The sequence below is a fragment of the Devosia nitrariae genome (assembly GCF_030160115.1).
GTDB lineage: Bacteria > Pseudomonadota > Alphaproteobacteria > Rhizobiales > Devosiaceae > Devosia > Devosia nitrariae.
Window position 1 is genome coordinate 51648 of record NZ_BSNS01000002.1, and the last position, 12360, is coordinate 64007.

The following is a 12360-nucleotide window of genomic DNA, read 5'->3' on the forward strand; positions in this document are numbered from 1 at the left end:
CTCAGGGAGCTTTTGGAAAGCGGCCGACACCGGGACGCAATTGGCGTCCTGCTGCGCTCCGGCGCTCATCTACCACCATGCACGCACCACCGCGGTGCTTGCAAAATCCAATTCCGGCCCTGGCATGCGCCATTTCCAAACCCTTCTAGGGCGCGATACGATTCGACGTAGTCAAATCGCGCGCCCTAAGTCTGTGTTGCCGCGGGATTCTCCGCGAAAAACGGGTTCTCACTTTTTCGCATCCCGCTCTAGCGTTTGAGGGTCTTACCGATGCTCGAGGCATCCGGCAGTCCGCTTATGGGCCCGATGCCAGCGAGCGAAATGTCGCCGGTCGAGAAGATCTGCTCGGCAATGTCCTTGACGCGCTGCGCGGTGATGCGCCCGATACGCTCGACAGTTTCCTGAAGCGGGATCGGGCGGCCCCAGAGGATCTGCTGACGGGCAATCTGGCCGGCGCGGGCCGAGGGACTTTCGAGCGACATCAGGAGACCGGCGCGAATCTGGTTGCGCACGCGCACCACTTCCTCGTCGGTTATCGTCTGGGTCGCGCGTCGCAGCTCCTCAACGACGACAGGAACGAGGTCACCAACTTCGTCCTCGCCGGTGGCCGCGGCAACACCGAACACCCCGCTGTCGGCGAAGGCCCAGTGGAAGGCATAGACCGAATAGCAAAGTCCGCGCTTTTCGCGAACTTCCTGGAAGAGACGGGAACTCATGCCGCCCCCGAGGATGGAGGCGAGAATCTGGGCGGCATAGAAGCCGTCCGAGTTGTAGGCGCGCCCCTCGAAGCCGAGGACAATATGGGCCTGTTCGTGATCGGAGACCAGGCGCTCCTCGCCGCCCTTGTATTCGGCGCGTTGCGGAGCGGGGGCCCCGTTGGGCTTCAGGTCGCTGAAACGCTCCCCGGCAACACGCACGAGTTCGTCGTGGTCGACATTGCCGGCCGCCGCCATGGTCATGTGGTCCCCCACATAGTTGCGGCGCATATACTTGCGGATGACATCCGGGGTGAATTCGCTCACCGAATCGACAGTGCCGAGGATGGTGCGGCCGATCGGCTGGTCGGGAAAGGCGGCGGCCTGGAAGAGATCGAAGACGTGATCGTCCGGGTTGTCGCGCGCCGCCCCGATCTCCTGTTCGATGACGTGTTTTTCGCGCTCGAGCTCGTTCTCGTCGAACACGGAGTTCTGCAGGATGTCGGCCAGGATGTCGGCGGCGAGCACCACGTCGTCCTTGAGGACGCGGGCAAAGTATCCCGTATGCTCGATCGAGGTGGCGGCGTTGAGATCGCCACCCACATTCTCGATGCTCTCGGCGATATTGAGGGCCGAGCGGCTGGCCGTGCCCTTGAAGGCCATGTGCTCGAGAAGGTGGGAAACCCCGTGCTCGGACTTGCGCTCACTGCGCGCACCGGCGCGGACCCAGACCCCGAGCGAGGCGCTTTCGAGATGGGGCATATCGTCGGTCAGCACCACCATGCCGTTGTCGAGGGTCGTCTGTCGTACCGTCACTCAATCCTCCCGGACCGCCAACGGCTCGTGGGCCGTCTGGTCCCCGAGTTCTTTTTGCGGTCAGGCGCGCGTGCGCGCCAGAATGAATTCTTCAACCAGCTTCTGGTCGTTGTCCAGAACGCTAAGTCGTTCCGGGCGTTGCGCCAAGTCGGAGAGCCAGGCCGGCAGGGTCGGCTCGATACCGGTGGCGGCCGCGACGGCGGCCGGAAACTTGGCCGGATGCGCCGTGGCCAACGTGATCATCGGCACTTGCGCTGCGCGGGCGGCACCGGCGACGTGAACGCCGACGGCGGTGTGGGGGTCGAGAAGATAGCCGGCATCTGCGTGGGTCCGTGCGATGGTGCGGCCGGTCGCCTCTTCGTCGGCGGTGCCGGCTGCAAAACCGGCGCGGATGGCGGCGAGCGCCGATGGCGGCAAGGTGAAACCACCGGACTGCTTGAGGCTCTCCATCATCTGCCGCAGCATTTGAGGATCGCGGCCTGCGCTCTCGAACAACAAGCGCTCGAAGTTGGAGGATACCTCGATGTCCATCGACGGCGAGGTGGTGGGAGTGACGCCTGCCATCTCATAGCGCCCGGTTTCGAGTGTACGGCGCAGGATATCGTTGGCGTTGGTGGCGATGATGAGGCGCTCGACGGGCAGGCCCATGCGCTTGGCACAGTAGCCGGCGAAGATGTCGCCGAAATTGCCGGTCGGCACGGTAAAGCTCATCTTGCGATGGGGCGAGCCGAGGGAAACAGCGGCGGTGAAGTAGTAGACGATCTGGGCGACGATGCGGCCCCAGTTGATGGAATTGACGCCCGAAAGGCGCACGCGGTCGCGGAAATCGTGGTTGTTGAAAAGGACTTTGACGATCGACTGGCAGTCGTCGAACGTGCCGCGGATGGCGATGTTGTGGACGTTCTCGTCCATGACCGTCGTCATCTGCAGGCGCTGGATAGGCGACGTACGCCCCTCGGGATGGAGGATAAAGATGTCGGTGGTCTCGCGCCCGCGGAACGCTTCGATCGCAGCCGAGCCGGTATCACCGGAGGTCGCGCCGATAATCGTGGCCCGCACGCCCCGCTCGGCGAGGATGTGGTCCATCACCCGGCTGAGGAACTGCATGGCGACGTCCTTGAAGGCGAGCGTCGGGCCGTGGAAGAGCTCGAGCAGGAAGTGGCCAGGCTCGAGTTCGAGAATCGGGGTCACCGAGGGGTGGCGGAAGGTGGCGTAGGCGTCCTCAACGATACGGCGCAGCGCCGCGTCGGGGATATCGCCACCGACGAACCGGGAAATGATGTCGAAGGCGACGTGGGCATAAGGCTTGCCGGCGAGGGCGGCGATCTCAGCATGGGAAAGCTGCGGCCACTGTTGCGGGAGATAGAGCCCGCCATCGGTGGCAAGACCGGTCAGGACCGCGTCGGAAAAGCCGAGCGCGGGCGCCTGGCCACGCGTGGAAACAAACTGCATCGAGGAAGGAACCTCAGGAAACTCGTGTGCAACCTAGTCAAAGAGGCCCGCTACCGCAACCTCTGCGGCATCATCGGCGCAACTGCCGGCCGATCCAGAAAGCCAGCAGGACGGGAGTGAGGGCGGCGAAGCCGAGCCAGGTGATGGCGTAGCCGAGGTGATTGTTGGGGAATTCGACTACTGTCTCGCCGCCCTGGGGCAGACCGCCTTCGGTGCCTGCCGCCCGATCCAGCGTAAACGGAGCAAAGGGTGCGAGCGCCGGATCGACGAGCGCGGCGAGCCGGGTGGGATCGCGCACCCATTCGATGCGTTCGGGAACATTGGCGGACGGCGTGAACAGGCCGGCCGCTTCCGGCGCGCGGGCGAGGCCGGTAATAGTCGTCGTACCGGCGGGGGGCGTGACGAAACCGTCTTCACGCCCCTGCGGGACGAAGCCGCGATTGACGAAGACGGTGCCGCCGGCGTCGAGGACGAAGGGGGAAACGATCCAGTAGCCGGGGCCCGAGGACTCGCCCCTCGCAGTCGATGCCGAAAGACTGGTGAAGACACGGATGGCGGGCGCGTCGGCAAATTTGCCGGTGAGTGCCAGGGGAACGAAATTCATCTCAGCCGGGTCGAGGGAGGGCCAGTCGGCAGCGGGCGGCGGCGGTGCGGGTGGCAATCCCGTGCGCTCCTCGACGGCTGCGATCAGAGCTTCCTTCTCGGTAAGGCGCTGGAGTTGCCAGACGCCAAGGGCAACGAAGCCTGCGGTCAGCGCCAGCATCAAGATGATGAAGGCCCAGAAACGGGCAGGATGGGGAGAGGCGCCGCTCACGCTTACCTTTTCTCCGGTAAAAGAAAGGGCGCGGACCTTTACCGCGCCCTCCAGCTCTGCCGCCTGTGCGGCTAGTGATGGATTTCCACGCCCCAGGCCCCCCAGACGTAGACCGAAGCGAAAAGGAAGAGCCAGACGACGTCGACGAAGTGCCAGTACCAGGCGGCGAACTCGAAACCGAGGTGTCGCTGGGGGGTGAAATCGCCGCGCTGCGCCCGCACCAGGCAGACGAGCAGGAAGACGGTGCCGATGAAGACATGGAAGCCGTGGAAGCCGGTGGCCATGAAGAAGGTGGCGCCGTACAAATTGCCCGAGAAGGAGAACGGGGCATTCATGTATTCGAGCGCCTGCACGAAGGAGAACAGCACGCCGAGCAAAACAGTCAGCACCAGGCCCCAGCGCAGGCCGTTTCGGTCGTTCTCGAGGAGCGCATGGTGCGCCCAGGTGACCGCGGTGCCGGAGGTCAGCAGGATGATGGTGTTGAAGAGCGGCAGATGCCAGGGATCGAAGAGCTCGAGGCCGGTCGGCGGCCAGGTGCCACCGGTGAAGGCGACACGCGCCTCCTGCAGCGCATCGTCACCCCGGAAGAAGCCGTCAAAATAGGCCCAGAACCAGGCGACGAAGAACATGATCTCGGAGACGATGAAGAGGATCATGCCGTAGCGGTGGTGCATCTGCACGACCGGCGTGTGGTCGACACCGTTGTTGGCCTCCTTCACCACGTCCGCCCACCAGGCGTACATGGTGTAGAGGACGCCGGCGAGGCCGATGAAGAAGACCCATGGGGTCCAGTCCTGCATCCAGGCAATGCCGCCGATGGCCATGATGAAGGCCGAGACCGAGCCGACGATCGGCCACGGGCTCGGCTCTACCATGTGATAGTCGTGATTCTTGGCGTGGACGGCCATAGGTCAGCTTCCCTCTTTGTCTGAAGCGTAGAAGGTGTAGGAGAGTGTGATCTCGCGCACGGTATCGAGATCGTGGTTCTCATCGATTTCCGGATCGACGAAGAAAACGATGGGCATGTCGACGGTCTCACCAGGGGCGAGGGTCTGCTCGGTAAAGCAGAAGCATTCCATCTTGTTGAAGTAGTAGCCGGCCGCCTCGGGCGTGACGTTGAACACGGCCATGCCGGTGATGGGTTTGTCAGTCAAATTGGTCGCCCGGTAGGTCACGGTCTCGAGCCCCCCGACTTGACCGGTGACGGGGCGCGAGGGCGTGACTCTCCAGGCGAGTGCACCATCGACGTTGGAATCGAAGCGCACGGTCATCTGCCGGTCGATGAGGCCTTTGGGCGCCTCGCTCGCTACCTGCGTGGTGCCGCCATAGCCGGTGACCTGGCAAAAGAGCTGGTAAAGCGGCACCGAGGCGAAGGCGAGCCCGGTCATGCCCACCACGAGCCCCATGAGGGTGAAGGCGACCTTCTCGTTGCGGCGATCGACGGTCGCTGCCATCAGAGCGCCCTCTCGAAAAGCGCCGGCCCCATCTTGGCGATGGTGAGGATATAAAAGATCAGAGCGAAGCCCGCGAGGGCCAGCGCGAGCGCGATCGAGCGTCGGCGCTGCGCCTTCTTCCGGCGCAGTTCAGCCTCGTCAGCCGGTTCCGGCGCCTGCGGACGGGGAGGAGCCATCAGAACGTGCCTCCCATGCGCATCCAGACGGTATCGGTCAAAAGCGCGAAGAACACGATGAAGAGGTAGCTCAGCGAATACTGAAAGAGTTGCCGGGCCGTGCGGCGCATGGGAGCGCCATCGGCGGCGATCAGGAGCCGCCAGGCAAGCAGGATGAAGGACGCACCGGTAACGAGCGCGACGGTGGTATAGAGCACGCTGGCAAAACCGAGCACCGATGGCGCCAGCGCCGAGGCGGCGAGCACGATGGAATAGACGAGGATCTGCCGTTTGGTCGAGGTTTCGCCGGCAACGTTGGGCATCATCGGAATGCCCGCGGCGCCATAGTCGCCCTGCTTATAGAGCGCCAGGGCCCAGAAATGCGGCGGCGTCCAGAGAAAGATGATGAGAAAGAGCACGACGCTTTCAAGCGTCACCGTACCGGTGACGGCGGCCCAGCCGATCATGGGCGGAAAGGCACCGGCCGCACCGCCGATGACGATGTTCTGCGGGGTCAGGCGCTTCAGCCACATCGTGTAGATGACGACGTAGAAGAAGATGGTGAAGGCAAGCCAGGCCGCCGCGACCCAGTTGGCCGCGAGCCCGAGCAGCGTGACGGAGAAGACGGCAAGGACGAGGCCGAAGACCAGTGCCTCCTCACGGCTGACGCGGCCGGCGGGGATCGGCCGGTTCATCGTGCGGCTCATCACCGCGTCGATGTCGGCATCGTACCACATGTTGAGGGCGCCAGACGCCCCTGCCCCGACGGCGATGCAGACGATGGCGATGGCGGCAACGACCGGGTTGATCGCCCCGGGCGCAATGAGCATGCCAACAAAGGCGGTAAAGACGACGAGCGACATGACGCGCGGCTTCAGCAGGGCGAGGTAGTCCTCGACCCGTGCCTCGCCGGCAAGGGCGGGAATATCGCGGCTGTCGTGCAGCAGAGCCACTGGCCTACCCGTCGTTGGGACGCTCCAGGCGCCCGTTCTCTTAACTTTGGGGGCACCGCGCTTCACACACGCGATGCCCGTTTCGTTTTACCCGATCAGTGCGCGTCGGTGGTGATCCGCGGCAGAGTCGAGAACTGGTGGAACGGCGGCGGGGAGGACAGGGTCCACTCGAGCGTCGTTGCACCGTCGCCCCAGGGATTGTCGCCAGCCCGGCGCTTCTTCAGCACCGCCTCGATCATCACCCAGGCGAAAATCAGGAGAGACACGAAGGTGACATAGTAGCCGATCGAGGACACGCGGTTCCAGAGGCTGAAGGCATCGGGATAATCCACGTAACGGCGCGGCATGCCGGCAAGCCCGAGGAAGTGCTGCGGGAAGAAGATGAGGTTGACGCCAATGAACATGACCCAGAAGTGCACGTTGGCCAGGGTCTCGTTGTACAACAGCCCGAACATCTTGGGGTACCAGTAGTACCAGCCGGCAAACATGGTGAAGACCGCGCCGAGCGAGAGCACATAGTGGAAGTGCGCGACGACATAGTAGGTATCGTGGAGGGCGCGGTCGGCGCCGGCATTGGCCAGCACTACGCCGGTGACGCCGCCGACGGTGAAGAGGAAAATGAAACCGATCGCCCAGAGCATCGGGGTGCGGAAGGTGATCGAGCCACCCCACATGGTGGCGATCCAGGAGAAGATCTTGACCCCCGTCGGCACGGCGATGACCATGGTGGCGGCCACGAAATAGCGCTGCACATCGAGGCTGAGGCCGGTCGTATACATGTGGTGCGCCCACACGACAAAGCCGATGAAGCCGATGGCGACCATGGCGTAGACCATGGCGAGGTAGCCGAAGATGGGCTTTCTCGAGAAGGTCGAAACGATATGCGAGACGATGCCGAAGCCCGGCAGGATCATGATGTACACCTCCGGATGGCCGAAGAACCAGAAGAGGTGCTGGAAGAGGACCGGGTCGCCGCCGCCCTGGGGATTGAAGAAGGTGGTGCCGAAATTGCGGTCGGTCAGCAGCATTGTGATGCCGCCGGCAAGGACCGGCAGCGCCAGGAGCAGCAGGAAAGCGGTGACCAGCACGGACCAGACGAAGAGGGGCATCTTGTGCAGCGTCATGCCCGGGGCGCGCATGTTGAGGATGGTGGTGATGAGGTTGATGGCGCCCAGGATCGAGGAGGCGCCGGCGATGTGGAGCGAAAGGATGACGAAGTCCATCGCCGGGCCGGGCTGGCCGGACGTATTGAAGGGCGGATAGATGGTCCAGCCGCCGCCCGAGCCGTACATGCCCGCAGGCCCCTCGAAGAACATCGACATCAAGGCGAGCAGGAACGCCGGCGGCAGCAGCCAAAAGGCGATGTTGTTGATGCGCGGGAAGGCAGTGTCGGGCGCGCCGATCTGAAGCGGTGCAAAATAGTTGCCGAAACCGCCGAAGGTGGCGGGCATGACGGCAAAGAACACCATGATGAGAGCGTGGGCGGTGGTGAACACATTGAACATGTGCTTGCCCGCGTCGACCGCGCTGTCGCCATCGAGCCCATAAGCCATGGCGGCAAGGCCGTGGAAGATCTGGATGCCGGGCTCCTGCAGCTCCATGCGCATGAAGCCGGAAAGGATCGCTCCGATGACGCCCGCAAAGATCGAGAACACCAGGTACATGATCCCGATGTCTTTGTGATTGGTCGAATAGACCCAGCGGCGCCAGCCGCGCGGGGTATCGGGATCGTGCGCGATGTAGTCGTGCCCCGTGGCCTCGGCCTCGAGATGAGCGGCCTCTGCGTTTGCCATAGTCAGATCGTCCCTATTCTAAACTCGCGTCGCCGCCGGTCCGAAAGGACGGCCGGCGAGGCTCTCCGGGTATTATTCGACCGCCGCCAGGGTGGCGTTGGCGGCGGTGTAGTCGCCGCCCTCGAACGCTGTAAGCCAGGCGTCGAACTCCTCCTGTTCGACCACGCGTACAGCGATGGGCATGAAGGCATGGTCCTTGCCGCAGAGTTCCGAGCACTGGCCGTAGTAGATGCCGGTCTCGCGGGCGTTGAACCACGTCTCGTTGAGGCGCCCGGGCACCGCGTCGACCTTGATGCCGAAGGACGGCAGGGCGAAGGCATGGATGACGCCGGTGGGCGCGGCCGTGACGAGGAGCCGTACGGTGGTATTGACCGGCACGACCAGTTCATTGTCGACGGCAAGGAGCCGCGGCTGGCCCGGCTTTTGCGTCTGTCGGTCCTCATCGGAGAGGATATACTGGTCGAAGCGCAGCCCCTGATCGACGTATTCGTAGTTCCAGAACCACTGCTCGCCGGTCGCCTTGACCGTGAGCGCAGGCGCGGGCACCTCGACGTCGCCGAACGAGAAGATGTTGGCCCCCAGGTACCGGCGTTCGCCGTCGGGCGTCGTCATCTGGTCGGCGAGGACGCCGAAGGAGGGGATGGCGATGATGACCAGGATGACAATCGGCACCACGGTCCAGATCACCTCGATCAGTGTGTTGTGGGTAAAGCGCGCGGGCACCGGATTGGCGCGCGCGTTGAACCGCACGATGACGACGACGAGTAGCGCCAGGACCAGGAGCACGATAGCGCTGATCGTCCACATCAGGACACCGTCGTGGAAGACGGTGATCGAATCCATGATCGGCGTCACCGACGGCTGCAGGCCGATCTGACCGTATTGAGGATGGCCGGGGGCGCTTTGTTGAGCTGCTGCCATGGTCGGCGCCAATCCGACGGCCGCGGCCAGGAAAGCTCCCATGCGCCTGAAATTGCTTGCGGTCACCTACTAACCCCCTTGCCACTGCGTTTGGTGCGCTGAACGCGGATGGGGTCTATTTGCGGCATAGCAAACGCCGCTCCGACTCAACCCCGGAGCGTCTTACTCGACTGGGCTCTGCTTAACCACATCGCAGCGGCCAAGTCCATTGCGAGAGTGCCGTGCCGACATGCGTCAAATTGCGCGTCACGCGTGGCGGGTGCCTCACCCTCGCCCAACTTCGCGTCCCATATCCCCGCCGGGGTCCGACCGCGACGTTGACATCGGGCGCCGGCCTGTCGGAAACAGGGGTAATGCGCCTTGCGCGCACGATTCGAGCGGAAGCGGATGCAGAAAGTGAAGCTGAACTTGCCGCGTGGTGCGAAGCTTGCAGGTCTGGCCGCCCTTACGGCAATGCTGACGGCCACCGCCGGCATGGGCCAGGGCGTGGTCAGGGCCGAATACGGTGACTGGCAGATGAGCTGCGATACCCCGCCGGGGGCGAGCTTTGAGCAATGCGCCATTATCCAGAACGTGACCGCTGAGGATCAACCCAATGTCGGACTATCGGTCATTGTGTTGAAGACCGCCGACGGCGAGGCGCGGCTGCTGCGGGTGCTCGCCCCGCTCGGCGTGCTGCTGCCCAATGGACTTGGGCTCAACGTCGACGGCGAGGACATGGGGCGCGTTGCGTTCGTGCGGTGCCTGCCCAATGGCTGCATCGCCGAGGTTCTGCTCAACGACGATCTGGTCACAACCCTTTCGGAAGGCACCGACGCCATTTTCGTCGTGTTCCGCACACCCGAAGAGGGCATCGGCATACCGGTTTCGCTCGCCGGCTTTGCGGAAGGGTTCGAGAACCTGCCTCAACCTGGAAACGGGACAGGTAGCGAAACAAACTGAATCAACCGCGTGTGCTCATCTTCATCACGAGGCACGATTCCTGCGCTAGAAGATGATCGTTCGCTCAGGCGTTGGAGGGCCAGGGGTTGGAAGAACGTCGTCGCACATTCCGCCAACGCACGCTCAAGGGTGCGCGCATCGTGCTCAACGATGGCTTCTCGACCTTCGACTGTACGGTGCGCAACTTCTCGCCGGCCGGCGCTAAGCTCAAGGTCGCCAGCATCATCGGCATTCCCGACAGTTTCGAGCTGGTGTTCGACGATGGACGCAGGTTCTCCTGCAAGGTTGCCTGGCGACAGGAAGAGGATCTCGGCGTCGAGTTCGTGTGAGCGCCTCTCCGATTCAGGCAGCGTCGGTATCGACGCGCTCGCCATCTTCCTTGACGAACACTCCGAAACGCGGATTGGGCAGGATCTCGAGCACCACTTCCGAGGGACGGCAGAGGCGCACGCCTTTGTCGGTCACCACCAGGGGCCGGTTGATGAGAATGGGATGGCCGAGCATGAAGTCGACGAGTTCATCGTCGCTCCATTTGTCCTCGCCAAGCCCGAGCGTGTCATAGGGCGTATCCTTCTGGCGCAACAGCTTGCGTGGCGTAAGGCCGGCGGCAGCGATGAGCTCGATAAGCTTTTCGCGTGTCGGCGGGGTCTTCAGATATTCGATGATCTCGGGCTCTTCACCACTCGCCCGGATCATGGCGAGGGTGTTGCGCGAGGTGCCGCAATCGGGATTGTGGTAGATGGTGACGGTCATTCTCGAGCCTTCAGGCAGGGAAACGATCACGGGTGCGGTTGGCGAATGCGACGAGCGACAGCATCACGGGCACCTCGACAAGGACGCCCACGACGGTCGCGAGCGCGGCTCCAGAATTGAGCCCAAAAATGCTAATGGCAACGGCGACAGCCAGCTCGAAAAAGTTCGAGGTGCCGATAAGCGCACAGGGCGCGGCGATGGCGAACGGCACCTTCCAGGCCCAGGCGGCGCCATAGGCGAGCGCAAAGATACCATAGGACTGGATCAGCAACGGAACGGCGATCATGCCGATCACCAGAGGTTGGTCGAGAATGACCTGTCCCTGGAAGCCGAACAGCAAACCTACCGTTGCCAGAAGCCCTACGATCGAGAATGGTTTGACCGCACCGGTGAAGTGGGAAACCACCCGATCCTGATCTTGGGCGCGCACACCGTGGGTCAGCCAAACGCGGGTCAACATGCCCGCTGCTAGGGGAATTACGACGTAAAGCCCCACCGAGAGCAAAAGCGTCCCCCAAGGCACGACAATATCCGTAACACCAAGCAGTAGTGCGACGATGGGCGCGAATGCGAAGATCATGATGACGTCATTCAACGAAACCTGCACCAGAGTATAGGTGGCATCGCCTCGGGTGAGTTGCGACCAGACGAATACCATCGCCGTGCAAGGGGCGGCACCCAGCAGGATCAGACCGGCTATGTATTGCTGGGCATCGGCAGGAGTGATGAAAGGTGCAAAAACGACGTTGAAGAAGAGCACCCCGAGCGCTGCCATGGTGAAAGGCTTGACCAGCCAGTTGACCACGACGGTCAATACCAGCCCCTTCGGCCTTTCGGCGATGTGTGAGAGGCTGGAGAAATCGACGGCCACCATCATGGGATAAACCATTGCCCAGATCAGGACGGCGACAGGGAAGTTTACCGACGCGTATTCCAAGGCAGCCAGCGTCTGGAACAGCTCCGGCAGCATGTTGCCGAGCACCAGTCCCACGGCCATGGCAAGGGCCACCCAAAGCGAAAGCCACTTTTCGAAAGGACCGATTCCCGCGGGTGCCGCGGGGAGCGCAGTATCTATATGAGTCATTGCAACTTTCAGACAGGTAGGGCGCGGCTCTTACCGATCTCGTCGAGGCGCGTCTGGAGACTCAGTCGGTCGAGGCCGGAGATCGGCAAGCTGGCGAAAATAGCGATACGCGTCGACAGCATGCGGAAGGCCTCGGAGAAGGCCAGGCCGATTTCAGCATGGGTGCCGGTCGCCTTGGCGGGATCTGGAACACCCCAATGGGCGCTCATCGGCTGGCCGGGCCAGATGGGGCAGACCTCGTTGGCTGCATCGTCGCAGACGGTGAAGACGAAGTCCATGACTGGTGCATCGGCGTCGGCGAACTCGTCCCAGCTTTTGGAGCGGGCGAAGGACGTATCGAAATTCTGCCTTGCGAGCAGTTCGAGGGCATGAGGATTGACCCTGCCGGCCGGCTGCGAGCCCGCGCTATAGGCTCTGAACCGTCCCATGCCGAGACGGTTGAGGAGGGCTTCGGCCATAATGGAGCGGGCCGAGTTGCCCGTACACAGGAACAGGACATTATAGACTCTGTCGGTGGTTGGGGTCATT

General features: G+C 63.1%; 14 protein-coding genes. 2 read left to right on the forward strand and 12 right to left on the reverse strand.

What is annotated here, in order from left to right; genetic code table 11:
- Positions 1 to 248 precede the first annotated feature (248 nt).
- The 9 genes from QQK18_RS00880 to coxB all read right to left on the reverse strand — a co-directional run bounded on the left by QQK18_RS00880 (position 249) and on the right by coxB (position 9119).
- The gene (locus tag QQK18_RS00880; protein WP_284338388.1) at positions 249 to 1511 is read right to left on the reverse strand and encodes a M16 family metallopeptidase; all 1263 of its coding nucleotides are present in this window, start codon (positions 1509 to 1511) and stop codon (positions 249 to 251) included.
- A gap of 60 nt (positions 1512 to 1571) precedes the next feature.
- Entirely contained in the window at positions 1572 to 2963 is a 1392-nt protein-coding gene (gene thrC, locus QQK18_RS00885) for a threonine synthase (protein ID WP_284338389.1), read from the reverse strand.
- A gap of 70 nt (positions 2964 to 3033) precedes the next feature.
- Entirely contained in the window at positions 3034 to 3777 is a 744-nt protein-coding gene (locus QQK18_RS00890; protein WP_284338390.1) for an SURF1 family protein, read from the reverse strand.
- Positions 3778 to 3848: 71 nt separating this feature from the next.
- On the reverse strand, positions 3849 to 4685 hold the full coding sequence (locus tag QQK18_RS00895; RefSeq protein WP_284338391.1) for a cytochrome c oxidase subunit 3: 837 nt from the start codon (positions 4683 to 4685) through the stop codon (positions 3849 to 3851).
- A gap of 3 nt (positions 4686 to 4688) precedes the next feature.
- Complete coding sequence (locus QQK18_RS00900; RefSeq protein ID WP_284338392.1) at positions 4689 to 5231, reverse strand: cytochrome c oxidase assembly protein; 543 nt, start codon at positions 5229 to 5231, stop codon at positions 4689 to 4691.
- Complete coding sequence (locus QQK18_RS00905; protein ID WP_284338393.1) at positions 5231 to 5407, reverse strand: hypothetical protein; 177 nt, start codon at positions 5405 to 5407, stop codon at positions 5231 to 5233. The genes QQK18_RS00900 and QQK18_RS00905 overlap by 1 nt, the downstream gene beginning before the upstream one ends.
- Positions 5407 to 6339 carry a heme o synthase gene (locus tag QQK18_RS00910; protein ID WP_379994668.1) on the reverse strand — a complete coding sequence of 311 codons (933 nt, stop codon included), beginning with the start codon at positions 6337 to 6339 and terminating at the stop codon, positions 5407 to 5409. The genes QQK18_RS00905 and QQK18_RS00910 overlap by 1 nt, the downstream gene beginning before the upstream one ends.
- Positions 6340 to 6434: 95 nt before the next feature.
- Positions 6435 to 8132, reverse strand: coding sequence for a cytochrome c oxidase subunit I (ctaD, locus tag QQK18_RS00915; protein ID WP_284338394.1), 1698 nt, complete (start codon positions 8130 to 8132; stop codon positions 6435 to 6437).
- A gap of 72 nt (positions 8133 to 8204) precedes the next feature.
- Positions 8205 to 9119 (reverse strand): cytochrome c oxidase subunit II, encoded by a 915-nt coding sequence (coxB, locus tag QQK18_RS00920; RefSeq protein WP_379994666.1) that lies wholly within the window; start codon positions 9117 to 9119, stop codon positions 8205 to 8207.
- A gap of 321 nt (positions 9120 to 9440) precedes the next feature.
- Between coxB and QQK18_RS00925 the strand changes: the two genes are divergently transcribed.
- Together QQK18_RS00925 and QQK18_RS00930 are read left to right on the forward strand one after the other, a co-directional pair.
- A complete protein-coding gene (locus QQK18_RS00925) occupies positions 9441 to 9995 on the forward strand; it encodes an invasion associated locus B family protein (RefSeq protein ID WP_379994664.1) in 555 nt (184 codons plus the stop codon).
- Positions 9996 to 10081: 86 nt separating this feature from the next.
- The gene (locus QQK18_RS00930) at positions 10082 to 10324 is read left to right on the forward strand and encodes a PilZ domain-containing protein (RefSeq protein ID WP_284338395.1); all 243 of its coding nucleotides are present in this window, start codon (positions 10082 to 10084) and stop codon (positions 10322 to 10324) included.
- Between the two features lie 13 nt (positions 10325 to 10337).
- Here the strand turns inward: QQK18_RS00930 and arsC are convergent, their stop codons facing one another.
- The 3 genes from arsC to QQK18_RS00945 are packed head-to-tail and all read right to left on the reverse strand — an operon-like array spanning position 10338 to position 12359.
- Complete coding sequence (arsC, locus tag QQK18_RS00935) at positions 10338 to 10748, reverse strand: arsenate reductase (glutaredoxin) (RefSeq protein WP_284338396.1); 411 nt, start codon at positions 10746 to 10748, stop codon at positions 10338 to 10340.
- A 10-nt stretch (positions 10749 to 10758) separates the two neighbouring features.
- Complete coding sequence (gene arsB, locus QQK18_RS00940) at positions 10759 to 11832, reverse strand: ACR3 family arsenite efflux transporter (RefSeq protein WP_284338397.1); 1074 nt, start codon at positions 11830 to 11832, stop codon at positions 10759 to 10761.
- 8 nt (positions 11833 to 11840) lie between these two features.
- A complete protein-coding gene (locus tag QQK18_RS00945) occupies positions 11841 to 12359 on the reverse strand; it encodes an arsenate reductase ArsC (RefSeq protein ID WP_284338398.1) in 519 nt (172 codons plus the stop codon).
- Position 12360: the final 1 nt, after the last annotated feature.

Excerpts from the sequence above, each read along its gene's own strand:
- thrC (WP_284338389.1), bottom strand. The coding sequence starts at position 2,963 with ATGCAGTTTGTTTCCACGCGTGGCCAGGCGCCCGCGCTCGGCTTTTCC.
- QQK18_RS00895 (WP_284338391.1), bottom strand. The coding sequence starts at position 4,685 with ATGGCCGTCCACGCCAAGAATCACGACTATCACATGGTAGAGCCGAGC.
- QQK18_RS00900 (WP_284338392.1), bottom strand. The coding sequence starts at position 5,231 with ATGGCAGCGACCGTCGATCGCCGCAACGAGAAGGTCGCCTTCACCCTC.
- QQK18_RS00905 (WP_284338393.1), bottom strand. The coding sequence starts at position 5,407 with ATGGCTCCTCCCCGTCCGCAGGCGCCGGAACCGGCTGACGAGGCTGAA.
- ctaD (WP_284338394.1), bottom strand. The coding sequence starts at position 8,132 with ATGGCAAACGCAGAGGCCGCTCATCTCGAGGCCGAGGCCACGGGGCAC.
- QQK18_RS00925 (WP_379994664.1), top strand. The coding sequence starts at position 9,441 with ATGCAGAAAGTGAAGCTGAACTTGCCGCGTGGTGCGAAGCTTGCAGGT.
- arsC (WP_284338396.1), bottom strand. The coding sequence starts at position 10,748 with ATGACCGTCACCATCTACCACAATCCCGATTGCGGCACCTCGCGCAAC.
- arsB (WP_284338397.1), bottom strand. The coding sequence starts at position 11,832 with ATGACTCATATAGATACTGCGCTCCCCGCGGCACCCGCGGGAATCGGT.
- QQK18_RS00945 (WP_284338398.1), bottom strand. The coding sequence starts at position 12,359 with ATGACCCCAACCACCGACAGAGTCTATAATGTCCTGTTCCTGTGTACG.